Genomic DNA, 20,882 nt, shown 5'->3' on the forward strand with positions numbered 1-20,882 from the left:
TTAGTCATTGGTCGTTACACAACTATTTAAATGTTTTTGCGGTTTCCACGGCGCGGTGCCAGCGGCCTACGGCCGAATCGGCGTCATATGTCGGGTCCGGATCGAAAGTCTTATCAATCTGCCATTGGCTTTGGATTTCATCGGGATGCTTCCATAAGCCCACGGCCAAGCCGGCTAAATAGGCGGCACCGATGGCGGTGGTTTCTGTAATCCGCGGCCTCACAACGTTCGCTTGTAGGATGTCCGACTGGAACTGGAGCAGCAGGTTGTTGGCCGTGGCGCCACCGTCTACACGGAGTTCTTTGATGGCGGTTCCGGCATCGGCCTCCATGGCACGCAAGATATCGACGGTCTGGAAGGCAATCCCTTCAAGCGCCGCCCGGGCGATGTGCGCGGCGGTGCTGCCCCGGGTGAGCCCCACGATCGTACCCCGTGCGTAAGGATCCCAGTGGGGGGCTCCCAATCCCGCAAACGCGGGAACCAGATAAACTCCGTCGGTATCGGGCACTTTAGACGCCAGCTCCTCTACGTCGGCCGATTGGCGGATAATTCCCAATCCATCGCGCAACCACTGCACGATAGCCCCACCGATGAAGATGCTTCCTTCCAGGGCATAACTTACCTTGTCGCCAAGTTTCCAGGCGATGGTTGTCACGAGGTTATTGCTCGAAAGCACGGGCTTATCGCCGATATTCATCAGCATGAAGCAGCCGGTGCCGTAGGTGTTTTTGACCATGCCGGGCTTGGTACACAGCTGGCCGAAGAGGGCTGCTTGCTGGTCGCCCGCTATGCCGGCAATCGGGATACGGGCAGCGAGGATATTGGCAGCCGTTTCACCGTACACCTCAGACGAGCTCCGCACGTCGGGAAGTAAGCTGCGGGGTATGTCGAACAGGTCGAGCAGCTCTTCGTCCCAAGTGAGGGTATGGATATTGAACAGCATGGTACGTGAGGCATTGGTCGCGTCGGTAAGGTGCTTATCGCCACCGGTAAGGTTCCATACCAGCCAGGTGTCTATGGTGCCGAAAGCAAGTTCACCGCGTTCCGCTTTCTCACGGGCACCGGGAACATGGTCGAGCAACCAATTGATTTTACTGGCCGAGAAGTAAGCATCGACCAATAACCCTGTTTTATGCTGGATGGTCGCACCATGTCCCTGTTCTTTCAGCGCGTCGCAGTATGCCGCCGTGCGCCGGTCCTGCCATACGATGGCCGGGTGGATCGGCCGGCCGGTCGCCCGTTCCCAGATCACGGTGGTTTCCCGTTGGTTGGTGATGCCGATGGCTGCAATGGACGACGCTTTCAGGCCGGCTTGGGCCACCGCTTCGGTAGCTACCGATAACTGGCTCGACCATATTTCCTGGGCGTCGTGTTCCACCCACCCCGATTGGGGATAATATTGTTTGAACTCCTTTTGTGCAATCGCGACTGGCTGCCCTTCTTTGTTGAAGATAATGGCGCGCGAACTGGTTGTCCCTTGGTCTAATGCTAAGATATATTGGCTCATCATATTGGTTTTTTACAAATCTGCTAATTCGTTATGTTGGTTTTCCGTTTTCAGGGGTGATTTCAAGAGTTGGGAGGTATCCACTGGCAAGCTCCTTATATTGTGCTGTTTGTACGGCCACCCACCCTTCATCCTTTGTGAGCTGCACTGCCATGATGGCGGCGACCTTCGATGCCATTTCCATGGATTTGGCTGCATCTAAAAAGAGTGTCCGGAATCGCCTGGCCAGTACATCTTCCACCGTTCGCGCCATTTCATGCCGTACCGCCCAAACTACCTCTGCGGCTACATGATCGAAATCGGCATGCAGTTTCTCTGCCAGCCGCGGGTCTTCGTCGCAGAGCGCTTGGATAAGCGGTGCATCGCTGCCGTAGACGGCCCAATGGCCGTGTTGCTGCCAGGTCGCGTATCCATGTATCTTTACGGTCTTCGTACGGCATGGACGTGGTTCGAGCCCCGCAACGGTGATGGCTTTATCAACCGTCTCTTCGGCCATTTTGCGATAGGTGGTCCATTTGCCTCCGGTAATAGTGATTAGCCGCGACGTGCCAACGATCAATTTATGGTCGCGTGAGATTTCTTTCGTCGGGCCATCGGATTCCTTGGGTGCCGCAAGTGGTCTTAGTCCGGCGAAGACGCTGAGTACATCCTTGCGTTGAGGCGGGGTGGTGAGGTAATCGGCGGTGGTCTTCAAAATGAAGTCGATTTCTGTGTCCAGTGGCCGTGGTTCCAGGCTATGTGCATCGATCGGTGTATCGGTGGTGCCCAGTAAGACGTGGTTGTGCCACGGCACGCCAAAAAGGACCCGCCCATCGCTCGTTTTCGGAATCATCAGCGCTTCCTCGTTGCTGAGGAATGACCGGTCAACCACGATATGGGTGCCTTGGCTGGGTTTCACCAGCGGTTGATGTTGGGCCACATCTAATTGGAGGATGTCGTCTACGAAAACTCCCGTGGCGTTGATGACCGCCTTGGCGGCGACGTTGAAAAGCATGTTGGTTTCTGCATCGGTGAATGCAAGCCCGTCTACGTTGCCAACATTGTCTTTATGCAAAGCCGTTACTTTGCAATAATTAAGTACGGCGGCCCCGTTTGCCGCTGCGGTTTGTGCCAGGTTGATGGCCAACCGCGCATCATCGAATTGGCCGTCGAGGTAACGTACGCCGCCCTTGAGACCGGAGGTTCTTATCCCCGGGAAATGCCCGCTTATTTCTTTCTTCGATACGAAGGAAGATTTCCCGATACGGAATTTCCCGGCCAGCCAATCGTAGAGTTTCAGTCCGATGAGGTATTTCCATTTGCTGAAATAGGAATAACATGGGATAATGAATGATTGCGCCCGCGCAAGATGGGGGGCATTGCGGAAAATCAGCCCGCGTTCATGCAGGGCGCTATACACCAACTTCACGTCGCCCATGGCGAGGTAACGAACACCCCCGTGCACCAATTTGGTGCTTCGACTAGAGGTGCCTTTTGCGAAATCGTGTTGTTCAAGCAATAACGTTTTATACCCCCTTGAGGCGGCATCCACAGCGATTCCGAGTCCGGTCGCGCCACCACCGATGATGACGAGGTCCCACAAAGGCGTTATGCCGACTTGATGTAGCGCAGATGTGCGGTCTAATGGGAGGGTATGCATTTACAGGGTTAAAAAGAAATATATGGTAAGTATATGAAGTTAATTATTTCGATTACAAACCTAAATAAACCTTTATATAAAACAAAGTGAAATAATAAAATATTATTCGAAAGTAAATGAAATGGTTTAATCCTAATTAATTCTAGAAATATATGCCGCTAAATATGTATATTCGCCACCATACAACCGGGAATATGAATTACGTCGAGCGCCATCAATTTATTATGAGCAAGTTGCAACAGAATGGCTCGGTCAGTGTGTTGGATTTATGCAAGTTGTTGGACGTTTCGTCTGTTACAATACGAAAGGATTTGAAGCTCCTGGAGGATCGCCAATTGCTTTTCCGTACCCACGGAGGGGCCACGTTGATTAATCCATACACTGCCGATCGGACAGTGTTTGAAAAGGAGCGGATACAGGCCACCGAGAAGGTCATGATCGCGAAGGAAGCCGCTTCGATGATTGCCGATAACGATTCGATCATCATCGCCTCGGGAACGACCGTGCAAGCGATGGCCAAGGAAATCCAGCCGACAGGTAACCTGACCGTGGTAACATCTGCATTGAATGTGGCTGTGCAGCTAATCAAGCATCCCAATATTGAGATATTACAGTTAGGGGGGATTCTTCGGAAAAGTTCTACCTCGGTAGCTGGACTTTATGCAGAACAGATACTTTCAGATTTCTTCTGCAGCAAGCTTTTCTTGGGTGTAGACGGCATCGATCTTGAGTTTGGCCTTACAACCACCAATGCACAGGAAGCCCACCTCAACCGTAAGATGATGGAGGTCTCTCAGAAAGTGATTGTACTCGCCGATTCGACGAAATTCGGAAAGCGGGGGTTCGGCAAGATCTGCGGTATTGAGGAAGTTGATCGCATCATCACCGATCGAGGCATATCGCCGCACACGGTAAAGGCACTGGAGCGCATGGGGGTAAAGGTTACCGTGGTTTAGCGTACAGCCTGCCGATGTTGTATTGCAACGTGAATTGTTGTTGATTGTCTATCGCCCCCGGGGTAAAGTGGAGGCTGAGTGTGAGTTTGCTTTCCAACCCCTTGTATTGCAGTGGTTTCCATCCTAATTCGAGCCTGTCGTAGCGGTCGGCCGTATAGAACCGATCGCCGAATACGATGGCCATCGGTTCGCCGGAATAAAATGTATTGGCAATGAATATTTTCCGGTACTCCGCGTATACGTCACTGATGAAACCTTTGGGTATACGCCAGTCGTAGACACCCCGTAGCCGATCAAATGCGACCAAACCACCGGCACTGATATCCAGTGAATCAAGGAAAGAAACGGCCGAAAGGTCGATTCCCAGCTTGGCCATGGCTGCACCATTATCTCGTATCGGCATCGCATCTTCGGCGGTGCCATTCCTTGTCCCGGCGTTATGCCATAGCGTGGCGCCGTGCGAAAAGTAGGCCAGTCCCATACCCGCCCGGCCCGAAATACCGGCGATAAATTGCTCCCGATCCTTTTCCGTCTGCCTGCTGGTCCAGTCGATCCATATCTGCTGGTGGAATGTGTTGCCTCCGAAGCGGTACAGCAGGCCCTCTATATTGGGGTGGTAATAGGCAAGCGTATCATTCAATAGGGCACGGTGGTACCCCGAAAGCAATTCGTTGCGTGGAAACATGCCGATGTAGAAATCGTGGCCCGACCGTTTGTAATTGTAATAGACCGTGGGTAATAACTGCCTCGCATTCGCTTCTGTTGAGCCGAACTCGTGCAATAGATTGATGCCCCCATGCAGAAAATGGGTGCTATCCAAAATCAAGCGTACTTCTGGTGCGATACGTACGCCAAGGATGGTCTGCGAATACCCTCCGGATTTCGCATATTCGCGGTTATCAGCAAACCCGTGGAAGCGGACATTCCACCCAATATCCTGCGCAAGCGCGGACACAAAGGCCAGCAGCGCAAGGAATAGGGTAGGCAGGCAGCGGGCAGCAGTCATGATCAACGCTCAGGTGCCGCACCTTAGACTTCCAGCAGTAACCGGGCAGGGTCCTCAAGCAACTGTTTCACACGTACAAGGAAACTTACCGACTCGCGGCCATCGATGATGCGGTGATCGTATGATAGGGCGATATACATCATGGGGCGTATGACCACCTGTCCGTTTTCGGCAACCGGACGCTCAAGGATGTTGTGCATGCCGAGGATGGCCGATTGGGGTGCATTGATGATGGGTGTAGACATCATCGAACCGAATACGCCACCATTGGTGATGGTAAACGTGCCCCCGGTCATTTCTTCGATGGTCAGCTTGCTCTCGCGCGCTTTGGTGGCCAGTTCGATAACCGCTTTTTCGATCTCGTGGAGCGACAATGACTCGGCATTGCGGATGACGGGCACCACAAGTCCTTTGGGCGCCGATACGGCGATGGAAACATCCACGAAATCGCTGTATACGATTTCATCGTTCTCAATACGGGCATTTACGGCGGGCCATTCTTTCAAAGCGGTGCATACCGCTTTGGTGAAGAACGACATGAACCCTAACCCTACGCCGTGTTTCTCTTTGAAGGTTTCTTTATACTTGGCGCGGAGATCCATGATGGGTTTCATGTTCACTTCGTTGAAGGTAGTGAGCATGGCGGTTTCATTTTTTACCGTTACCAGTCGTTTAGCGATGGTTTTCCGCAGCGACGACATCTTTTCCCGACGCTCGTCGCGCGCACCGCGCACCGTGGTGATGGCCGCCGCAGGTGCCGCTGGCTTCACTTTTTCAACAGCGGGTTCCGCTTGTCGGACCTCCGCTTTCTCGGCATCCTCTTTCGTGATCCGTCCGTCTTTGCCGGTTCCGGTTACAGAGGAGGGGTCGAGGCCCTTTTCCCGAAGGATCTTGGCTGCGGCCGGTGAAGCCGTTCCACTGGCGTAGGTCGTTGCACCGCCCGCTTCCTGGGCCGCGGCCGGCTTGGCGCTGGCTGGGGGCGCAGCTGCGGCCTTATCAGCGTTGGTATCCTTGGTTTCGCCTCCGTTTGCGGGTGCTGTCCCTTCTTCAATGGTTGCCACCACGGCGCCGATTTCCAAGGTATCGCCTTCTTGGGCCACGGTGCGCAGAATCCCCGCCTTTTCGGCAGGTAATTCAAAGGTTGCCTTATCCGATTCCAGTTCGGCGATGGTCTCATCCATCTCCACGTAATCACCGTCTTGTTTAATCCATTGTGATAAAGTGACTTCCGAAATGGACTCACCTACGGTCGGTACTTTTATTTCTAAACTCATATACGACTGTTTTATTTCTCGGTTAATCTACTTTGGCCGCGGTTTTTACACTTCTTTTTACCTTTTCTTTCACTTCGGTACCTGCCTTGTCTTCAAATGCACGGCCCACCACGGCGAGTTGCTGGGCGATGTGCTGTTTGGCATATCCGGTAGCCGTACTGCTGCTTTCCTTGCGGGATACAACATCCAGCGTAATATTCCGGTTCCTGAACTTGCGGCAGATATAGGGCCAGGCACCCATGTTTTCCGGTTCTTCCTGCACCCACAGGAACTCATCGGCATTTTTGTATTTATTGCGTATGGTGCGAAGTTTGTCCATGGGGGTAGGGTAGAGCTGCTCTACCCGGACCACCGCCACCTCTTTTCGCTGGTCGACCTGTTGTTTTTCGAGCAGATCATAATAGATTTTGCCCGAGCAGAACAGCACGCGTTTCACGTCGGCAGATTTGACATAGCTATCGTCGATTACTTCCTGGAACTGCGATTTGCCGATAAACTCACTGAGGTTACTCACCACTTTGGGGTGGCGGAGCAGGCTCTTGGGTGTGAAGACAACCAACGGTTTGCGGTAGTCGCGTTTGAGCTGGCGGCGCAGTACATGGAAGAAATTGGCCGGCGTTGTGCAGTTGACGATTTGCATGTTGTTTTCGGCACATAGCTCCAGAAAACGCTCTATCCGTGCCGAAGAGTGCTCGGGTCCCTGACCTTCCAGGCCATGGGGGAGTAACATGACCAGGTTGTTGGAACGCCGCCACTTGGTTTCTGCACTCGAAATATATTGGTCTACGATAATCTGCGCACCGTTGTAAAAATCGCCGAACTGGGCTTCCCATATCGTCAACGATTGGGGATTCGCCAAGGCGTACCCGTATTCGAAGCCCAGTACGCCGTATTCGGACAGGTGTGAATTGTAGATGTTGAAACGTTCGCCACCCGGGATCTGCTGTAACGGGATATACTCTTCTTCGGAATCTTCCAAGGTAAGCACCGCATGGCGGTGTGAAAATGTGCCGCGCTCTACATCCTGGCCACTTACGCGCACCCGCGAACCCTCGTTGAGAAGGGTAGCATAGGCCATCAGTTCGCCCATTGCCCAGTCGAACGACTTGGTATCGATCATTTTGAGCCGCTCGTCAAAGAGGCGCGAAATCTTCCGGAAAAATTTCTTGTCCGTTGGTAACGTACTGATCTCTTTGGCAAGCGATAAGAAGACCTTTTCGGTGACACTGGTCTTGGCCGGTACGAAGATGTCTTCATACTTCGCTTTGCGCAGCCCTTTCCAGGCCCCGGAATACATGGGGTTGTCTTGCGTGAGGTTCTCGTCTTCCTTTGAATCGTCCAACCGCTCCTGGAGCAATTTGCGGAAGTCCTTTTCCATTTCTTTTGCCAGATTGGCGTCTACGCTGCCCTGCTCCAGGAGTTTCTTGTTGTAGATTTCGCGGGGATTGGCGTGTTTTTCAATGGCTTTGTAAAGGACAGGCTGGGTAAACTTCGGCTCGTCGGCCTCGTTGTGCCCGTACCGGCGGTAGCAGAGCAGGTCTATGAATACGTCCGTATGGTATTTTTGGCGGTATTCCACAGCGAGGTTGATGGCATAGACCAATGCTTCCACATCGTCGCCATTCACGTGGAATACCGGCGACAAGGTAACTTTCGCAATGTCTGTGCAATAGGTCGACGACCGACCGTCTTTGAAATTGGTCGTGAAGCCCACCTGGTTGTTTACGACGATGTGGATGGTGCCTCCCGTGCGGAAGCCTTCCAGCTTGGACATCTGGATGACTTCATACACGATGCCCTGCCCGGCCACGGCCGCGTCGCCATGTATCAGTATCGGGGCAATCTTTGTGGCATCGCCATCGTATTTCATGTCGATTTTCGAGCGCACCAAGCCTTCTACTACGGGGTCCACCGTTTCCAGGTGCGACGGATTCGGTACAAGGCTCAAGTGTACGTTTGCCTTGTTGTCCGTAACGATGTCGGTAGAATAGCCGAGGTGGTATTTAACATCACCGCCAAAATCCTGCTCGGCCTCTTCGGCGTATGTCTTGCCTTCAAATTCCGAGAAAATGCTTTCATAGGATTTTCCCAGGATGTTGGTCAACACATTGAGGCGGCCCCGATGTGCCATGCCGATCACAAACTCCTGGATACCGAGATCGGCACCTTTTTCGATGACCGAGTCGAGTGCAGGAATCAAACTTTCGGCCCCTTCGAGCGAGAAGCGCTTTTGGCCGAGGAATTTGGTGCCCAGGAAATTTTCGAAGACAACCGCTTCGTTGAGTTTCTGGAGGATTCTCTTTTTACGCTCCAACGGGAAATTGGGGGTATTGCGTTCACCTTCCATCCGATCCTGCAGCCACTTGATCTTTTCCGGGCTGCGGATATACTTGAACTCTGCGCCGATGGAGCGGCAATACGTATCTTCTATCAACTGGCGGATATCCCTTAGCTTGGCGGGGCCTAACCCCACTTCTACGCCGGCATTGAATACCGTATCCATATCGGCATCACTGAGGCCAAAGGTCTCCAGCTCCTTGCCGGGATAGTATTTCCTGCGCTGACGCACCGGGTTGGTTTCCGTGAATAGGTGTCCACGATCCCGGTAGCCGTTGATCATGTTCAAGACATTGATTTCTTTCAGTACATGGTCCGGGGTGGTCGCTGTGCCAGTGGCGGCCCCGTTTTGGCCGAAATCAAAACCTTCAAAAAATTTTTGCCATCCGAAGTCAACGGAGTCGGGGTCCTCTTTATAGGCTTCGTATAACGAGTCGATGTAGGCCGAATCTGCGTTACTTAGGTAAGAAAGCTTGTCCATTTAGTTGTTTATGCAATACTGCGTCAAAGTTATAATTATTAAATTGTTTGCCATAGCAATATACCACAATTTTATAGCCAAATTTTAGCGCCAGCGAGATTTTGGCATTTATTGCCGATGCCGCTCAACTACCCGATACCAAGGATTCCTTCGGGTAGAATCGGACCCCTAATTTCTTTATGTCGGTGGGCTTGTTGTCTTTGGTGCTGCTTCCTACGCCGGCGGCGTGGGCCCAACTGCCGTAATTGCTGGCCGGTCCGTAATCCAATAATTTTTCTTCGAACCACGCCGCGCCTTTGAGCCAGTTCACTTTCAATTGGTAAATCAAATAGGCTGCAACGATAAGGCGCTGGTGATGGGCAATGTATCCGGTTTCGTTGAGTTCTTTCATGCTGCTATCTACAATCGGGTGGCCGGTTCTTCCAGCCTTCCATTTGTCGAACGGTTGTTGGTCGTCCGCCAACGTCTCCGGAGGGTTTCCGGTCATGCCGCCTAGTTGGAAGAACTGGTTACCATGCTTCTTGAACATGAACCGGTAGTAATCGCGCCATAGCAATTTGAGTATGATTTGTTCGGTGCATTTTTTATCGAGCATGGCGTGGTCCGCCTCTTTGATGGCGTGATAGAACGTGTTGGGCGATAGGGCACCTATGGCGATGTAAGGCGAGATATGCGAATACCCGAAGGTGTCTTGGTTATCGTAAAGGAAGGCATTCATGTGCGCCAACGCTATTTGCTCACCGCCCCTGAAGCGGAGGCTGCCGGCCTGTTCGGCTGCAGCGTTACTGAAACCAAGTGCAGGAAGATCGGGCAGCTCACCGGTATCCATTCCTTCGGGTATCCGGATGGCCGTAGGACGGCCTAATTCGGGGCGGATGCTACTTTCGCGTTCGGTCTTTTTCCTGAATGTGGCAAAAGCATCGGGTATATCCTTGATCGGAAAGGGGAGGTCTTCTTTGTGGTATAGCGTATGGCCGATAAAATGGCGGAGATTGATCTGCATTTTCCACAACGCAGCTTCGACAAGCGCCGATATCTTTGTTTCTTCATAAGCTACCTCGCGGTGGTGGTATACCTCATCCACGTTGTATTTTTCGGCAATCTGGGGAAGTACTTCTTCGGGATATCCCCGCGTGATGAGCAGATCACCGCCCAATGCCCGTAGATCCCGTTGCAAAGCGGCCACGTTTTCGCGCAGGAATGCCGCCCGCAAGGCACCGGTTTTCAGCGTCCCAAAGGGCGTTTCAGCAAAATACCGGGGGTCGAAACAATAAACAGGGACAATCGTTTGGCTGCGTTCAGCGGCACGAAGCAATATCTCATTATCGTGGATACGCAAATCATTCCTGAACCAAACCAAAATCGTCTTCTTGTCCATACCTGAGCTGAGGGATTAAATTTTGCAAATATAACCTTTATTATTGATGAAATGTGCCCCCGCAGGCCGGGATGCGAATATTGACAATAAAACCACAAATGCGGCGGTATAGCTTTTTTTGCATATTTCATCAATTTGCCTAAGTTTGCAGCAAAAATTCCGTTCACCAGAAACATATTCTGTTTTCAATTGTAATAGCTTGTACGAAATAATTTACCAAGCCGCCCCATTAAGTGTGGCAGCAGTTGCATATGAGCCCGATATGATTAAAATGATTATTAAGCATACGGGGCGATGGTTGTTTTAATCATCAGAGGCTCCATCCCGCCATGGCAGGACAGGTACTGACAACTGAAAAGTAGAAAATAAGACACGGATGAAAGTTCAGATTACCGGCCTTAATAATTACTTAGCGAGAAATATAGCAGTCTGCTTGTCTGAGGAGGGGCATGAGGTGAGTTGCCTGATACGGAACAGGAAATTTTTCTATAAGCATGTGCCCGAAAAATTCGGCATAACAATCCTTGAAGGCGACTTGTTCCGGGGCGCGTTGCCTACCGGTTTTGATAAGGATACCCAGGTGGCGTTTTATTTTAACCAGTCGCCCGTAAATGAGATCGATATCCGTATGGAAATGGACCTGATTGCGTTGCAGCGATACGTGCGGGCACTTAAATTCACCGCGTGTGAGCACCTGATCTACGTGACCAAATTGGCAGACGATAATGTGGATACGGTAAGGGAATACCTTGGCCGCAGTGGTTTGGATTATACGGTGGTGCGCATCAGCAACATCATCGGGAAGGGGTCGGTGCTGATGAACATCCTATCGAGTTTGGCGAAATCGAAGCTGGTCGTTCTTCCGAAAGAGTTTGCCGTGAGCCGCTGCCAACCCATACACCTGCTCGATGTTTGCGCCTACCTCAACAAGATTCTATGCGATAGCGGCACATACGGGAAGGTCTTTGATGTGGGCGGCCCGGAGGTAATGACCTATAAGGAGGCCTTTGAGCGGTATATGGATATCGCGAAATTGAAGAAGAAAGTGCTGGCACTGCCGGGTCTGAGTAAACCGATGTCTTTTCTATTGGGGCGGTATATTTATAAGTTTGAGCAAGATGTAGCCGATGCATTCAACGTCTATATGCGGAAAGATCTGGTGACGGTAAATAAGGGGCTAAATACACTTTATCCTGCCGTTAGCCTGGCTTCTTACGGTACTTCCGTGAGCGATGCGTTGGCTGCGACCTAATCTATGCTGTACCTATTCCTTCGCTTTTACCGTGCTTTCCCCATCTTTACCCGGCGAACCGGAATACACCATTCCCTGAGACAGATTGCCCAAGGGCCTTCCTACAACGCCCCGGTTAATCATGCTGTAGATGTTGTGCAGATCGGTCTGTGGGTTCACCCGGTATCCGCCTGCGCGGGTATCAACGTGCAAGTAATGGGTAGCCTTTTTATCATCGGTCTGTGGGGCGATGCCATGCGTGTCGTACGCAAAGACCACATCCCCTCCATCACCATTGGGGTGGGTACGGGAGCCGTTGTTTTTTGCATCTTGGCCACCAGCCAACACGTATAATGTCCCCAGTTTTTCGAACCGCATGTCGATGTTGAAGTCGGTTCCGTTATTTTTGCCGTCGGTTCCGTAAATGTAGCCGCGCTTTTCGATGGTGGCGTGGCGAACATGAAGTTGCACATCCTTTTTGCCGAAAAATACCAGTTGGCTTTTATCTTTCATCACCAGCGTGTCTATATAGACTACCAGTGATGAATCTCTACCTCCCACGATCTCTTTTTTGTTTCGCTCGATTTCGAGCTTCGGGATATGGATAGTGCTGGTTTCCTGTGCAAAGGCGGCGCCGGCCGCCAGCATTGATATACAGGTGATGATCGTTTTCATGGAATGAAATCTCCTTTCTCTGTTGGCTTTTGCATAACCCAACTAGGTTTAGACCAGTTGCAACCCATAAAGTTTAATCCCAGCGGTAACGAGCGTGCAATTTGCGGATGGATTAGTGCCGTACGGGTATAATCAGTAAATTCGCCGGGCGATATACTTATTCATGAAACGTATTTTAACCTATATGCTTGCGTTGGTGCCATTGGGTGCATTTCCCAATATACAGCGCGATACCACGAATTACCTGGAAGAGGTGATGGTGAGTGCTTACTTCACCGAACAGCCCCTGTTGCGCCTTACGGTCTCGGCAGGCGTTGTCGGTCAGTCGGCATTGGCCAACCAGCCCGGCGCTACGTTGCTGCCGGCACTCAATGCGGTGCCGGGCGTACGCATGGAAGAACGATCGCCCGGGAGCTACCGGTTATCGCTCCGTGGCAGCTTGCTCCGGTCCCCTTTCGGCGTGCGCAACGTAAAGGTATACCTGGATGAAATACCGCTCACTGATGCGGGTGGAAACACCTACTTCAACCTGTTGGACGCGGGAAGCCTAGTTAGTATCGAAGTGTTGAAAGGGCCCGATGGCAGCCTCTTCGGTGCCAATTCGGGCGGTGTGGTGCTGCTTAGGCCACATGGCGGTTTGGCTGCGGATACTTCGCCTGCGGCGGCACTGCGATTGAGTGGCGGCACGTACGGACTGTTCCACCAGCAGGTGTCTGCATCGTTGCGCCCTGCCAGCAACTACGGATTCAGCATTAACCAGGCTTACCAACGTGCAGACGGCTATCGGCAGCACTCGGCGATGAATCGGAAATCCGTCCAAACCACACAGCGATGGAATTATCACGCAGACAACGAATTGCGGCTAATCGCGTTGTATTCCGACTTATATTACCTCACGCCGGGCGGTCTTACCGCTGCCCAATTTGCTGACGATCCGCGGCTGGCCCGCCCGGCCACTGCTACCATTCCCGGTGCGGTAGACCAACAGGCAAGCATCCGTAATGAGACATTGGTGGGCGGGTTGGTCCACGACGCGCGGCTAACTTCCAAGCTTCGGCACGTGGCCAGTGTATTCGGTATGCATACCGACTTCCGTAATCCGTTTATCACCAACTACGAGGTGCGCGATGAGGGCAACCTGGGATTCCGTACGTATGTAGACTACACAGACGGTGAGGCCGATGCGGTGCTGTGGAACATCAATGCGGGCATGGAATGGCAGTTCGGCCAGAATGATATCGCCAACTACGACAATAACGGTGGTATACGCGGTGATGAACAGGCCGTTGATGCTTTACGTAGCCGGCAACATTTTTATTTTGCGCGGCTACGTGCGGATATCCGGAGTCGGCTCGTTCTGGAAGCATCCGCAAGCCTGAATTATTACGGGTATGCGTTTAAATCCAGTTATCCCGAACCCGACCAAGCCTACACGAAAAAACGCTTCGACGCCGAGTGGATGCCACGTGTGGCGCTATCGTACCTGTTTACACCTACATTGGCTTTGCGCGCATCTGTATCACGGGGCTATTCGCCCCCGACCATCGCGGAAGTGCGCCCGTCAGACAATATCGTCAATACATCGTTGGCGGCCGAGACCGGATGGAACTACGAAGCCGGGATGCGCTGGCGGAGCGCCGACCGCCGATTCTGGATGGATGGATCGGTGTTTTACTACCGGATGGATGATGCCATTATCCGTCAACTGCGTGACAGTGGTGCGGAGTATTTCGGCAACGCCGGCGTGGTTGAGCAACAGGGTGCCGAGCTGTCCATGGTGGCCTGGCTGGTCGAGCCGCGTCAAATGGGATGGCTGCGTAGCATGCAGGTGGGTTCGAACCTGACAGTAAGTAAATTCCGCTTTGGCGATTACCGGGTGGGAGACGACGATTTCACGGGGAATAAACTGACCGGCGTGCCGGGTAGTGTGGTCGTGAGCAACGTGCTGATTCGGCTGCCGCTGAATATCGAGGCATATGCGATGCATAACTATACGGCATCCATCCCGCTAAACGATGCAAATACAGCCTTTGCCAATGCGTACCACTTACTGCAAGCGAAAATTAGCTGGGAGAAGCCGGCGGGTAATCGGCTATCCTTTCAGTTTTTCGTGGGGGGTGATAACTTATTGAACGAAGAATATAGCCTCGGTAATGATATCAACGCGTTCGGCGGGCGTTTCTTCAATGCGGCTGCGCCGCGAAATTTTTATGGAGGAATGGCGATTAGGTACTGAGGGAGCCCTATCACCCGCTTTTACATCCGGTGGCGGAAAAAGGCGAAGGAAAAGGCAAAGATAAAGGTGCCAAAGTGGAAGATGACCGCCGTATCGTTGGAATAAAATTAATTGCCAGAATATATACAAACCTGTATTTTTGGATAGGCATTGCGCACCTTAGCCAGGCAGGTATGGACCGGACAACGAATTTCCCGACAAATGGCGACGCGTTTGATAGCAACTACTACAAGCGCGAACGAGAGATTATCTTGCAGCTCAGTGAGGACATCACCCAGATCCGTGAGAAGTCGGACTTGATGACACTGCTGTCCATGCGGATAAAGCGCTTTTTTTATTACATCCACTCCATTGTAACGCTGATAGATGACGAAAACGGAGTGTTTACCCCTTTTATACTGGATCCGACCTCGTCGCCGTTGAAAGACCATGCCGATTATCCGCAACTGATCAAAACCGGATTCGACCTCGGTGGCCCTTTCATACAGGCCATACAGGCTGCCGACGGCCCGGTTTCGTTTATCATGGAAGATGTCATCTCGCATCCCGGCAACCCCTCGTTCCTTCGGGTGAACTACGAATGCGGCATCCGCGAAATCCTGATGATCCCACTTAAGCGCAATGACCGGATGATTGGTTTCTGGCACGTTTATTCCGACCGGACGGATAGCTTTACGCCCGCCTTCCGGAGCGTGCTGAACGGGATCGCGCCACAGATTTCGAACGCTGTTTCCAATATCCTCCGCAATGAGGTCATCGCCCAAAAGGAAGAAACCAACAGGACGCTGCTTGATTGCAGTTATGACCTGTCGGGTGTACGGAACCACGCCGACCTGGCCCGTGCCGTAAAGGATTGCCTGGGGAGGTTGAAAACGGTGCATGGTTACGCTATCCACCGGATCGATGGCGACCGGCAGACCACCAGCCTGTACCTCCACGATGGCGGCGGCACCCTGGGCGAAAACCGGTTTGCGATTGCCGATGGTTTGCAGGATCGCGTCCTCGCAGGGGTAGTGCCGCTGTTCATCAATGTGCACTCGGAGATGGATCATGGGGTCAGCGCCGATTACCTGGCACACTGGAAACAGCGGGGTTTCCGGAAATTGATAGGTGTGTCGCTGCGCACGGGCGATTTGGAGCTGGGTATTCTGTGGCTCGCCATCGACGATGTCAACCTGGCATTGCTCAAAGGTATCTGTGCGCAATTGTCCATCGCCATGGCGCACGTCATGGCAAACGAAGCCTTGGTGCAGAAACAGGATCAGCAGCAATTCCTCCTCGATTTCTGCGACGATATCGCCGGTGTCCGTACAAAGGCCGACCTGGAAGTGGCTATTTCGAGCGTACTCCAGAAGCTGCTGAATACGAAGCTGGCCATGCTCAACCTGCTGGAAGATGACGGCGTGACACTCAGGCACTACCTATGGGACGAGTCGCTTTTCGAACGGGCCATGACGCGTTTCGAGGAACGGCGGGACGCTGTGCTGGATATCCACGAAGCCTATACCGTGCGGGTGTTGAATAGCGACGATGTCGTGGTGTTTGATGTGGACGAAGAACTGCAACGCGACCCGGAGAACCTGTATGCGCAGCTGTGGAAAGAGGTGGGGTTCCCGTATGCGTATGCCACCGCATTGCGGGTGGGCAATGCCGATGTGGGCACGTTGTGGCTGCTTGGCGATTACGTGAACCCCGAGTTGGTAAAGGGTATCTGTGCACAGGTGTCGGTGGCGTGTGCCAACATCAGGGCAAACGAGCGTATCCTCGCCTACAAGCGGATACTGGAGACGGAAAACGAACTGCTTAAGGAGCAGATGCGTACCATCTATAATTTCGATGAGATCATCGGTACAGGCGAAGCGATGCAGCGCGTGTATGAGCTGATGCGGATGGTGGCCGACGCAGACTCGACGGTGCTGTTGACCGGCGAGACAGGAACGGGAAAGGAGCTGATCGCCCGGGCCATCCATCACGCCTCACCGCGCAAAAGTAAGGTGATGGTGAAAGTTAATTGCGCAGCCCTGCCGGCCAACCTGATTGAGAGCGAGCTTTTCGGCCACGAAAAAGGGGCGTTCACGGGCGCGCTGGAAAGGCGTATCGGCAAGTTCGAGCTGGCCCACCAGGGAACGCTGTTTCTCGATGAGATTGGCGAAATGCCGATAGAGGCCCAGGTGAAGCTGCTGCGCGTGCTCCAGGAGAAAGAGCTTGAGCGGATCGGGGGGACAGTCAGCATCAAGGTGAACGTGCGCATCATTGCGGCAACAAACCGGAACCTGGCTGCCGAAGTGGCCGAAGGCCGTTTCCGGTCGGACCTTTTCTATCGGCTGAACGTTTTCCCCATCCATTTGCCACCGCTGCGTGACCGGCGGGCGGATATCGAACAGCTGGCGCACTTTTTCGTGGATCGCTACCGTAAGAATACGGGGAAAAATATAAAAACACTTTCGGCGCGTGTGGTTAAGGAATTGAATGGCTATTCATGGCCGGGAAATGTACGTGAGCTCGAACACGTGATTGAACGCAGTGTACTGATGGCCACCGGTACGGTGATTGCCACGGTACACCTGCCCGATAAAGGTGGGCACGACGGCGCCGTGACCGGTATGCGGAGCGGCAGCCTGAAGGAAATGGAACGGGCATACATCATCGATACGCTCAAACGGTTTGGCGGCAAGCTCGCCGGCCCCGGCGGTGCCGCGGAATACCTCGGCATACCGCCCACCACACTCCACTCCAAACTCAAAAAGCTGCACATCGAAAAGAAAGACTACTTCACGAAGGCTTGAACCCGTCACGATATTTCGTGCCCGGTGCCGTGGAATGGCGATATATCGTGCTTTTTCCGGAGCTATTTTTTTGTAAATTTCTCATTTTGAATTTGTTATTGGTGTGGCATGGCACTTGTCTTTATACAGCCATTGTTCACTCAAAAATAACAAGTTTATGAAAATTGTAGTCATCGGAGGCTCCGGCCTCATTGGAAGCAAGGTAGTACATAACCTGCGGATGCTCGGCCACGAAGTGTTTGCGGCATCGCCGGCAACCGGCGTCAACACCATCACGGGCGAAGGGCTGGCACGTGCCCTGGAAAACGCCCAAATCGTGGTCGATGTGGCCAACTCCCCTTCATTTGAAGATGCGGCAGTACTGGAGTTTTTCGAAACCTCGGGGCGCAACCTGCTGGCCGCGGAACGGGCTACCGGTGTGGGCCATCATGTGGCGCTATCCGTTGTGGGAACCGAGTTGCTCGCGGAGAGCGGTTATTTCCGTGGTAAAATCGCACAGGAAAAACTTATCCGCGAATCGGGTATGCCCTACACCATTGTCCATTCAACCCAATTTTTCGAGTTTCTGGGCGGTATTGCCAAATCGGCCACCGACGGTGGCGCCGTGCGGTTGCCTACGGCTTTTATACAGCCCATCTCGTCGGACGACGTGGCTGCCGCACTGACCGAGGTAACGCTCGACAACCCGGTTAACGGTATCGTGGAAATCGCCGGCCCCGATCGCTTCCGCCTGTCGGAATTGATGGAGCAGTATTTTACTGCTACGGGCGACACCCGGGAAGTGCTGGGTGATCCGTGGGCCCGTTATTTCGGGGCCCTGCTTACCGAGGGGATGTTGCTTCCCGCAGGAGGGGCGCATATCGGTAGCCAGCGGATTGCGGACTGGCTGGAAGCGCAGGAGAAATTGGAAAAAGCGTCGTAAACGCAATGGCTTGACTTCGTAACGGAGATGACGGGTGTCAGCTCCCGGAGGAGGCTGTAAGGGACGTGCACTTTCCACCCGTTCGTGCACGGGACAGACCCACGTCGGCATGGTGTCCCCATGAAATACCGACCAGCTACACCGGGAAACGAAGACAGGGCATTTGGCACAATAACGTTAATGAATAAATGCGATGGAACGAACGAAGACAATACTACCCAAACCCCAGCTTACGGTGCTCTTTTACCGGGTGCTTGAAAGCACTACGAGGATGGGTAAAGACCATTCAGCCGACGAATGTGCCGCATACGGCGGTGAATTCCTCGACGACGGCCTCCGGATGGTGGAGCAGCCGATGAAGCAGAACCAATTCAAATTTTATGCACACACTCAAGGTTTCTAAGGTAATAAGCGCGCCCACGATGGGCAATATGGATTATTCGGTGGTAACCGTACGAGCCTCTTCATTTGAGGGCCTGATGGATCCGTTGCTCGGGTTCGAGCTGTTCCGTATGCGGGCAAGGACCTTCCGGCCGCGGCCATTTGCCGGTATCTCCATTCTCACCTACTTGTTTGACGGCTCGGCGGCGTGCCACCTCCTGGATACCACCGGGACGGATTGCCTGCTGCAGCCGGGCGGGTTTGTATGGGCCATAGCGGGGAAGGGATTGGTGCGGGCCGCATTTCCCGAAGAAACGGGGGCGGTTTCCGCCGGTGTCCAACTGTTGTTGAATGTGCATGCCGAAGGTAAGCAGTCGGAACCGCAGGTAGCGGTTAATAGCGCCGTTCCCCGCAATGCTGATGGCCGTGTGTATACCCGGACCGTGATGGATACAACAGCTGCTGCCTTTAGGCATATCCACATCGCCCGGAGTGACACAGCCACGTACCAGCTACCGGCGGGGTGGAATGCGACCATCCACCTGCTGGAAGGGGCCGTGCGGGTACAAACCAGCAGCGGCGGGACCGAGCTGCGCAGCGGCACGACGGTGGCCATGGGGCAGTCGTCCGTTGCCGAGCGGCTCCTGGTCGAAGCACACGAGCAAAGTGAGGTGCTGTTCTTCAGCGGCGCACCGATAGGGGAGCCGGCCTTTGGCTCCGAAACGATGTCCATGTCGTCAACCGAGGAACTGGGGAAAGTGCTGGCGGACTATGAAGAAGGTAAAATGGGGTTCATCACACTCACCGCCGGTAAATGGCAAATTATTCCACCGACAAAATAATCAGGTAAATGGCTATGAATTGGTTTATCTCCACACTGACAAGTTCCATCGGCAAGAAAATGACGATGGCGCTGACCGGCTTGTTTCTCATCAGCTTCCTCGTGGTGCACGCGGGGGTAAATGCGCTTATTTTTTACAACGACGGCGGCGATACGTTTACGAAAGGAGCCCACTTTATGGCCACAAATCCAATCATCCGCACCATCGAAGTGGTTTTGGTGGTGGGTATCCTGTGGCACATCGTGCAGGGGCTGCTGCTGTGGCGCGCCAACCGTGCGGCCAGGCCGATACGGTACGCCGTGGTGTCGCACCCACCGCAAAGCACATGGTACAGCCGCAGCATGACCTTGCTCGGCACCTTGATCCTGCTGTTTCTGGTGGTGCATACCTCCAATTTCTGGATACCCAACCGCACACACCAGTTCCTGTATGGGGAGGAACTGCCGCTTTATGAGATGATGCTCGAAAAATTCAGCAATCCCATCGAAGTGGCCATCTATTTGCTGGGTGCGTTTTCCCTGTACTGGCACTTGCTGCATGGTTTTTCCAGCGCCTTTACGAGCCTGGGCCTCACCCATAAGAAATATACGGGCCTGGTGCGGTTTGCCGGACGGATTTTTTCCCTGGTTATATTTTTAACATTTGCGATGATGCCGCTGTCGATCTTCCTGGGGTGGATTCGCTAGGCTGACGGAGCGGCTTCAAAAAATAACAAATAATTAACAATGAGCCTCATTAAACAGGCTCCATCACTAACACAACAAAAAAATGGAAACTAAAATCAATGTATTTGAAAAAGGCAAGAAAGCGCTAACGCCGTTGTTCGGCATCAGTGGCTACCTCAAGAAATCGAGTATCGAAAAGGAATTGCTGGAGCTGGTCGATTTCCGGGTGTCGCAGATCAACGGCTGCGCCTACTGCTTAGACATGCACGCGAAAGAGTTGCGGGCAATGGGCGAAACGGAGCAACGGCTTTATGGGCTGAGTGCGTGGCGGGAGGCACCCTATTATACCGCGCGAGAGCGGGCAGCACTGCAATGGGCCGAAGCCGTCACGAACGTAGAGGTTACCGACGATGTGCATCGCATCGCGAGGGCCGAGTTTTCCGACGAAGAACTGATCGACCTGACCCTCGGTGTCACCGCCATCAACACGTGGAACCGTTTCAACCTGGTATTTGAAAATACGCCGGGCACCTACCAGGTGGGGATGTTCGGGTAGTGGTTCTGCG

At 53.1% G+C, this 20,882-nt stretch carries 16 protein-coding genes; 9 read left to right on the forward strand and 7 right to left on the reverse strand.

Features of this window, described 5'->3' with window-relative positions; genetic code table 11:
• Positions 1-22 precede the first annotated feature (22 nt).
• Both glpK and ACEVG1_RS06990 read right to left on the reverse strand, forming a co-directional pair.
• Positions 23-1,507: a glycerol kinase GlpK gene (gene glpK, locus ACEVG1_RS06985; protein ID WP_374742948.1), complete on the reverse strand. Its 1,485-nt coding sequence runs from the start codon at positions 1,505-1,507 to the stop codon at positions 23-25.
• A gap of 31 nt (positions 1,508-1,538) precedes the next feature.
• Positions 1,539-3,146, reverse strand: coding sequence for an FAD-dependent oxidoreductase (locus tag ACEVG1_RS06990; RefSeq protein ID WP_374742885.1), 1,608 nt, complete (start codon positions 3,144-3,146; stop codon positions 1,539-1,541).
• Positions 3,147-3,340: 194 nt separating this feature from the next.
• Here ACEVG1_RS06990 and ACEVG1_RS06995 point away from each other — a divergent pair, with 194 nt between their 5' ends.
• A complete protein-coding gene (locus ACEVG1_RS06995; RefSeq protein ID WP_374742886.1) occupies positions 3,341-4,102 on the forward strand; it encodes a DeoR/GlpR family DNA-binding transcription regulator in 762 nt (253 codons plus the stop codon).
• On the opposite strand, the gene ACEVG1_RS07000 is transcribed toward ACEVG1_RS06995, so the two are convergent.
• The 4 genes from ACEVG1_RS07000 to ACEVG1_RS07015 form a co-directional block, all read right to left on the reverse strand.
• Positions 4,089-5,108 (reverse strand): hypothetical protein, encoded by a 1,020-nt coding sequence (locus tag ACEVG1_RS07000; protein WP_374742887.1) that lies wholly within the window; start codon positions 5,106-5,108, stop codon positions 4,089-4,091. The genes ACEVG1_RS06995 and ACEVG1_RS07000 overlap by 14 nt on opposite strands.
• 23 nt (positions 5,109-5,131) lie before the next feature.
• Positions 5,132-6,382: a 2-oxoglutarate dehydrogenase complex dihydrolipoyllysine-residue succinyltransferase gene (odhB, locus tag ACEVG1_RS07005; protein ID WP_374742889.1), complete on the reverse strand. Its 1,251-nt coding sequence runs from the start codon at positions 6,380-6,382 to the stop codon at positions 5,132-5,134.
• A gap of 22 nt (positions 6,383-6,404) precedes the next feature.
• On the reverse strand, positions 6,405-9,200 hold the full coding sequence (locus ACEVG1_RS07010; protein ID WP_374742890.1) for a 2-oxoglutarate dehydrogenase E1 component: 2,796 nt from the start codon (positions 9,198-9,200) through the stop codon (positions 6,405-6,407).
• A gap of 124 nt (positions 9,201-9,324) precedes the next feature.
• Positions 9,325-10,578: a DASH family cryptochrome gene (locus tag ACEVG1_RS07015; protein WP_374742892.1), complete on the reverse strand. Its 1,254-nt coding sequence runs from the start codon at positions 10,576-10,578 to the stop codon at positions 9,325-9,327.
• 376 nt (positions 10,579-10,954) lie between these two features.
• Here ACEVG1_RS07015 and ACEVG1_RS07020 point away from each other — a divergent pair, with 376 nt between their 5' ends.
• Positions 10,955-11,830, forward strand: a complete 876-nt coding sequence (locus ACEVG1_RS07020) for a hypothetical protein (RefSeq protein WP_374742894.1) — start codon at positions 10,955-10,957, stop codon at positions 11,828-11,830.
• A 12-nt stretch (positions 11,831-11,842) separates the two neighbouring features.
• On the opposite strand, the gene ACEVG1_RS07025 is transcribed toward ACEVG1_RS07020, so the two are convergent.
• The gene (locus ACEVG1_RS07025) at positions 11,843-12,484 is read right to left on the reverse strand and encodes a hypothetical protein (protein WP_374742895.1); all 642 of its coding nucleotides are present in this window, start codon (positions 12,482-12,484) and stop codon (positions 11,843-11,845) included.
• 163 nt (positions 12,485-12,647) lie between these two features.
• Here ACEVG1_RS07025 and ACEVG1_RS07030 point away from each other — a divergent pair, with 163 nt between their 5' ends.
• The 7 genes from ACEVG1_RS07030 (at position 12,648) to ACEVG1_RS07060 (ending at position 20,872) form a co-directional block, all read left to right on the forward strand.
• Positions 12,648-14,720, forward strand: coding sequence for a TonB-dependent receptor (locus tag ACEVG1_RS07030; protein WP_374742897.1), 2,073 nt, complete (start codon positions 12,648-12,650; stop codon positions 14,718-14,720).
• A gap of 29 nt (positions 14,721-14,749) precedes the next feature.
• Positions 14,750-17,506: a sigma 54-interacting transcriptional regulator gene (locus tag ACEVG1_RS07035; protein WP_374742899.1), complete on the forward strand. Its 2,757-nt coding sequence runs from the start codon at positions 14,750-14,752 to the stop codon at positions 17,504-17,506.
• Positions 17,507-17,663: 157 nt separating this feature from the next.
• Positions 17,664-18,428: an SDR family oxidoreductase gene (locus ACEVG1_RS07040; protein WP_374742901.1), complete on the forward strand. Its 765-nt coding sequence runs from the start codon at positions 17,664-17,666 to the stop codon at positions 18,426-18,428.
• Between the two features lie 193 nt (positions 18,429-18,621).
• Entirely contained in the window at positions 18,622-18,831 is a 210-nt protein-coding gene (locus ACEVG1_RS07045; RefSeq protein WP_374742903.1) for a hypothetical protein, read from the forward strand.
• Positions 18,809-19,651, forward strand: coding sequence for a pirin-like C-terminal cupin domain-containing protein (locus ACEVG1_RS07050; protein ID WP_374742906.1), 843 nt, complete (start codon positions 18,809-18,811; stop codon positions 19,649-19,651). Before ACEVG1_RS07045 ends, ACEVG1_RS07050 begins: the two co-directional genes overlap by 23 nt.
• An 8-nt stretch (positions 19,652-19,659) precedes the next feature.
• On the forward strand, positions 19,660-20,337 hold the full coding sequence (locus ACEVG1_RS07055) for a succinate dehydrogenase cytochrome b subunit (RefSeq protein WP_374742908.1): 678 nt from the start codon (positions 19,660-19,662) through the stop codon (positions 20,335-20,337).
• 82 nt (positions 20,338-20,419) lie between these two features.
• Positions 20,420-20,872: a carboxymuconolactone decarboxylase family protein gene (locus ACEVG1_RS07060; protein WP_374742909.1), complete on the forward strand. Its 453-nt coding sequence runs from the start codon at positions 20,420-20,422 to the stop codon at positions 20,870-20,872.
• The last annotated feature ends 10 nt before the right edge of the window (positions 20,873-20,882 follow it).

The organism is Parapedobacter sp. 2B3 (assembly GCF_041925275.1).
GTDB lineage: Bacteria > Bacteroidota > Bacteroidia > Sphingobacteriales > Sphingobacteriaceae > Parapedobacter > Parapedobacter pyrenivorans_A.

Coding starts and splice junctions, on each gene's coding strand:
- glpK (WP_374742948.1), bottom strand. CDS start 1,507: ATGAGCCAATATATCTTAGCATTAGACCAAGGGACAACCAGTTCGCGC.
- ACEVG1_RS06990 (WP_374742885.1), bottom strand. CDS start 3,146: ATGCATACCCTCCCATTAGACCGCACATCTGCGCTACATCAAGTCGGC.
- ACEVG1_RS06995 (WP_374742886.1), top strand. CDS start 3,341: ATGAATTACGTCGAGCGCCATCAATTTATTATGAGCAAGTTGCAACAG.
- ACEVG1_RS07000 (WP_374742887.1), bottom strand. CDS start 5,108: ATGACTGCTGCCCGCTGCCTGCCTACCCTATTCCTTGCGCTGCTGGCC.
- odhB (WP_374742889.1), bottom strand. CDS start 6,382: ATGAGTTTAGAAATAAAAGTACCGACCGTAGGTGAGTCCATTTCGGAA.
- ACEVG1_RS07010 (WP_374742890.1), bottom strand. CDS start 9,200: ATGGACAAGCTTTCTTACCTAAGTAACGCAGATTCGGCCTACATCGAC.
- ACEVG1_RS07015 (WP_374742892.1), bottom strand. CDS start 10,578: ATGGACAAGAAGACGATTTTGGTTTGGTTCAGGAATGATTTGCGTATC.
- ACEVG1_RS07020 (WP_374742894.1), top strand. CDS start 10,955: ATGAAAGTTCAGATTACCGGCCTTAATAATTACTTAGCGAGAAATATA.
- ACEVG1_RS07025 (WP_374742895.1), bottom strand. CDS start 12,484: ATGAAAACGATCATCACCTGTATATCAATGCTGGCGGCCGGCGCCGCC.
- ACEVG1_RS07030 (WP_374742897.1), top strand. CDS start 12,648: ATGAAACGTATTTTAACCTATATGCTTGCGTTGGTGCCATTGGGTGCA.
- ACEVG1_RS07040 (WP_374742901.1), top strand. CDS start 17,664: ATGAAAATTGTAGTCATCGGAGGCTCCGGCCTCATTGGAAGCAAGGTA.
- ACEVG1_RS07045 (WP_374742903.1), top strand. CDS start 18,622: ATGGAACGAACGAAGACAATACTACCCAAACCCCAGCTTACGGTGCTC.
- ACEVG1_RS07050 (WP_374742906.1), top strand. CDS start 18,809: ATGCACACACTCAAGGTTTCTAAGGTAATAAGCGCGCCCACGATGGGC.
- ACEVG1_RS07055 (WP_374742908.1), top strand. CDS start 19,660: ATGGCTATGAATTGGTTTATCTCCACACTGACAAGTTCCATCGGCAAG.
- ACEVG1_RS07060 (WP_374742909.1), top strand. CDS start 20,420: ATGGAAACTAAAATCAATGTATTTGAAAAAGGCAAGAAAGCGCTAACG.